At 55.6% G+C, this 4,518-nt stretch carries 4 protein-coding genes; 2 read left to right on the forward strand and 2 right to left on the reverse strand.

The window, feature by feature from the left end:
• Positions 1-98: 98 nt before the first annotated feature.
• A complete protein-coding gene (locus ACOYNV_RS25880) occupies positions 99-1,058 on the reverse strand; it encodes a tripartite tricarboxylate transporter substrate binding protein (protein WP_422902697.1) in 960 nt (319 codons plus the stop codon).
• Positions 1,059-1,309: 251 nt separating this feature from the next.
• Between ACOYNV_RS25880 and ACOYNV_RS25885 the strand changes: the two genes are divergently transcribed.
• On the forward strand, positions 1,310-2,224 hold the full coding sequence (locus ACOYNV_RS25885; RefSeq protein WP_422902698.1) for a LysR family transcriptional regulator: 915 nt from the start codon (positions 1,310-1,312) through the stop codon (positions 2,222-2,224).
• 20 nt (positions 2,225-2,244) lie between these two features.
• Here the strand turns inward: ACOYNV_RS25885 and ACOYNV_RS25890 are convergent, their stop codons facing one another.
• Positions 2,245-3,141, reverse strand: a complete 897-nt coding sequence (locus ACOYNV_RS25890) for a LysR family transcriptional regulator (RefSeq protein WP_422902699.1) — start codon at positions 3,139-3,141, stop codon at positions 2,245-2,247.
• 100 nt (positions 3,142-3,241) lie between these two features.
• Between ACOYNV_RS25890 and ACOYNV_RS25895 the strand changes: the two genes are divergently transcribed.
• Positions 3,242-4,249, forward strand: a complete 1,008-nt coding sequence (locus ACOYNV_RS25895; protein ID WP_422902700.1) for an amidohydrolase family protein — start codon at positions 3,242-3,244, stop codon at positions 4,247-4,249.
• Positions 4,250-4,518 lie beyond the last annotated feature (269 nt).

The following is a 4,518-nucleotide window of genomic DNA, read 5'->3' on the forward strand; positions in this document are numbered from 1 at the left end:
CCACCGCGTGTGAAGCGCCAGCTTCGAGCAGGGTTTGGGCGGCGTTCATGCTCATGCCGGGTTCGCTCACACTTTGATTTCAGAAATCTGTCAAAGGGCTAGTCAATTTCAATGCCGTTGCGCTTGATGACGGAGCCCCAGCGAGCGTAGTCTTTGCGAAGTGTTGCGCTGAGCTCCATTGACGTCGATGACATCGCGTCAAGCCCGGCATTGGTCAGCAGCGACCTGACTTCCGGTAATTTGATGATCGCTGCAATTTCGGTGTTTAACCGATTGATCACCGGAGCCGGAACCTTTGCGGGAACAAAGAACGCGTACCAGATATCCACATTGACACCGCTGACGCCCAACTCCTGAATCGTCGCCACACCGGGCGCGACCGGGTGGCGCGCGGCACCACCCACAGCGAGTGCGATCAATTTTCCGGAACTCACAAAGTTCTGTGCCACATGAACTGGCAGAAAACCCACCATCAGTTCACCGCCTAATATGTCCTGCACAAAACCTGAGGTCCCTTTGTACGGAACATGCAGCAAGGTGAGTTGCGTTTCGCTCTTGAACAGTTCCATCGCCATATGGTGCGGCGTGCCGATGCCAGGTGAACCGTAATTGACGAAGCCCGGTTTGGCCTTTGCCAGCGCAATCAACTCCTGCATCGACTTGATCCCGGATTTCGGACTGGCCACCAGCATCAATGTGCCGTAGGCGGTCATCGACACAGACGCGAAGTCCTCAACCGGATTGAAAGCAACGTTTTTATAAAGCTGAGCTGCCATCAGCATCGTGTTGGCACCCATCAACATGGTGTAGCCATCGGGGTTGGCTTTGGCGACATTGTCAGCACCGATATTTCCGCTAGCGCCAGGGACATTTTGCACGACAACAGGCTGCCCCAGGCGTTCACTCAGTTTGGGTGCAACCGTGCGGGCAATGGTGTCCATGCCGGTGCCCGGCGTGAACGGCACAATGATCTTGATGGTCTGAGCGGGCCACACCTGAGCCAGCGAAAAGGTGCTAAGCGCCATCAATAATCCAGCCAAAGTAACGCGGATCTTCATGATTGTCTCCTCTTATTGTCTAACTCAAGAAACCGTGTTCCGTTCTCAGAATTTCACCGTCATGTTATTCCTCTTGGCGAGTTCATCGGCCTCGATTGCGAGCAGCATTTGATCGTCAACTGTTACAGGTCCCGCGCATGACACGGGCTCTGACGACGTGGATACTGTTCGTCTGGACGATACTAATTGGCTTGGAAAGCCACGACAATGTGCCACTTCAAGATCAAGTCTTTTCCAAATCGAGATAAGTCGTGGACACAATCACAAACCTCAAAGCATTTGTTGCAACGGCCGATGCCGGGAGCCTTTCAGGCGCAGCGCGTCAACTGGGTGTTGTGCCGTCTGTTATTTCCAAACGAATTGATCAACTCGAATGGCGCATCCGAGCGCCGCTTTTCAACCGCAGCACCCGCAAACTGGCTTTGACCGATGTCGGAGAACGCTATCTGCCTACGGTTCGAAAGGCAATCCGGCAGGTGGATGACACGCTTGCCGGCATGGCCCGCGCCAGTGGTGAACTCGAGGGGCATATCAGGGTCAAGATACCTACCACTCTGGGAGTGCTTTATCTCAGCGAGATTCTCAACAATTTCCTTCGAAGCCAACCCATGATCAGCATGGACATCGTTCTGGCCGACCGGTCGGTGAACCCATTGGAAGAAGGTTTTGATATCGCAATCGGTGCACTGCCGGAGTTGTACGGGCAAGTGCAGGACTTGCCCTTGTGCCTGATGAAACGCTTTTTATGCGCCGCTCCGAGCTATCTGGAACGCCGGGGCGCGCCGCTGCGCCCAGCCGACCTGGTTGACCATGATTGCCTTGTATTTACGACTTCGGGCGCCCGTTGGGAATTTCAGAGCGACCAGGGCTTGATCGGCATCGATGTGCGGCCCAAATTGCGCACCAACCATGGCGCTGCGATCTGCCAGGCCGCACTCGCTGGAAGCGGCATCGCGGTGCTGTCCGACTATCTGGCCAGTGCCCCCTTGAAGTCCGGTCAGTTGCTTGAAGTCCTTCCGGGCTTTGCAGTACCAGGGCTTTGGCTCAAAGCCCTGGTTCCGAGTAGCCGCATTGAACTACCGCGGGTTCGCATATTGCTGGATTGGCTCGAACAGAGTCTCAAACCGCTGCCACCCTGGGACACCACACAGCGCGCTAACGCCTGAGGTCAGGGCGAGCCGGTCTTTCAGTTTTTGCCCTTGGCACAAGCCCGTATGAAGGTCTTGAAACTCTCCGCTGCCGGTGACAGCGTTCTCCCTTGACGTGTGATGAAGGATATTTCACGGCGGATCGCGGGCTTCACCATCTTCTTCACTTCGATCTTGTAAACCCGAGTCATCGGGCTAGCGTATGACGGCAAGACGGCCACACCCAGACCCGCGTCCACCATGCCAACCACTGTTGACAGATAGGCCACTTCGTAGGCGTCCTGAAGTTCGAGGCCGGCATCAATACGGCACTTCTTGATGAGTTGGCCGACGGAATTGTCTGGAGTCAGCGAAATGAACGGATGTCCTGCCAAATCCTGCCAGGCGACGCTGGCTTTTCCGGCCAGGGGATGCCCTGCGGGGCAGGCCAGCACCAGGGTGTCGGCCATGAATGGCTCGGCCACCAACTCACGCCCCGATCTTTCGAATGTTCCGATGCCGAAGTCAACCTCAGCATCACGGACTTTGGGCTGAATCAAACTGGCCAACGTGTCTTGAAGAATGACCTTGATTCCGGGGTACATGGCAGCATATTCACCAATGATCTTTGGCAGCCAGATGGATGCCATGAGCGGTGTCGCCGCCACCGTCACCCGACCGCGCCGCTTTGCCACCAACTCCTTGGAACTCGCCAGGGCATTGGTGAGGTCGGCCAGTACTTTCTCGGCGACCGGACAAAACTCGCGCCCGGCATCAGTGAGTTGCACCAGACGCGTCGTTCGATGAAACAAGCGCAACCCAAACTGCCCCTCCAGCTCACTAACCAGCACACTGACAGCGGACTGTGTCAGATGCAGCCGCGTTGCCGCTGCTGTAAAGCTTCCGGTCTGCGCGACGCTCAGAAAGGCGCTGATCTGTTTTACCGTGACATTCATGAATTAAATTCATCAACAAATGAAAAGAATGAAATGGCATTATGGGCGCAGATATGGCAATCTCACCTCAGTCGATCCCGCAACTTACAAGGAGACTGAAATGAAGCTCGATATCTTCAATCACATTTTTCCCCAAGCCTTTTACAAAAGAGCGCTCGAAGTCGTGCCCAACGGCAAGGACATGTTTAAACGGGTGCGCGATATTCCCTACATCGTTGATCTAGATGAGCGCTTTCGGATCATGGACCGTTTCGACGACTATGCGCAGGTTATCTGCCTTGGTTCACCGCCGATCGAGGTCTTTGGGCCACCACCGGGTTCCACTGAGATGGCACGACTGGCGAACGACGGAATGGCCGAACTCGTGGCGAAACATCCAGGACGTTTCCCTGCATTCATTGCTTCCCTGCCGATGAACGATCCAGCCGGTTTGCTGCGTGAAGCAGAACGCGCCATCGTTGAACTGGGTGCCGTCGGCGTGCAGGTTTTTACCAATGTCCTCGGCAAACCATTGACCGCCCCGGAAACCTTGCCACTGTTTGACCTGATGGCCAAGCTGGACTGCCCCATCTGGCTGCATCCGGCACGCGGCGCCGACTTTGCGGACTACAAAAAGGAAACAAAAAGTCATTACGAAATTTGGTGGACACTTGGGTGGCCCTATGAAACCAGCGTAGCGATGGCCCACATGGTGTTCGAAGGCCTGTTTGACAAGCACCCGGATCTCAAGGTCATCACCCATCACATGGGCGGCATGATTCCCTATTTTGAGGGGCGAGTCGGTCCGGGCTGGGATCTGCTGGGCACTCGCACCTCGGATCAGGACTATTCATTGCTCCTGAAGCAACTGAAGAAACGTCCTCTGGACTACTTCAAGATGTTCTATGCCGACACCGCGCTATTTGGCGCACGCAAGGCGACAGAACTCGGGCTCGATTTCTTTGGTGTCGACAAGGTGATGTTTGCCTCCGATGCACCGTTTGATCCAGAAAAAGGAGCCGCCTACACGCGCTGGACCATCGAAATCATCGATTCCATGGACCTCACGCCCGAGCAACGATATGCCATCTACGAAGGCAATGCGCGTCGTTTGCTGAAATTGAAGTAGACACATAAGGTCGCAGACTTTCGAACTTGGGTGGCAGCTCGGGTTCTGGTCTGATGACCGGTGCGAAGCGCCGGGCGTTGACGCTAGGCAACGCGCGCCATTTGTTGCAATGCATTGATTGGCGGTATTCCAACCAGAGCGATGCGAGCTCGAAAGTCAGGGGGCTGGACATGGCACTATTCCCCGCGCAATCGCTGATCCGCGAAGTCGGACTGCGCGCCATCGAAGCCCAGGCCGGTCTGCTGCTGGTTCCCCTTTTCTGCCAGCCA

The sequence above is a fragment of the Propionivibrio sp. genome (assembly GCF_049316945.1).
GTDB lineage: Bacteria > Pseudomonadota > Gammaproteobacteria > Burkholderiales > Rhodocyclaceae > Propionivibrio.

Bases quoted from the DNA above. Each gene is read 5' to 3' on its own strand.
- ACOYNV_RS25880 (WP_422902697.1), bottom strand. From the start codon at position 1,058: ATGAAGATCCGCGTTACTTTGGCTGGATTATTGATGGCGCTTAGCACC.
- ACOYNV_RS25890 (WP_422902699.1), bottom strand. From the start codon at position 3,141: ATGAATGTCACGGTAAAACAGATCAGCGCCTTTCTGAGCGTCGCGCAG.
- ACOYNV_RS25895 (WP_422902700.1), top strand. From the start codon at position 3,242: ATGAAGCTCGATATCTTCAATCACATTTTTCCCCAAGCCTTTTACAAA.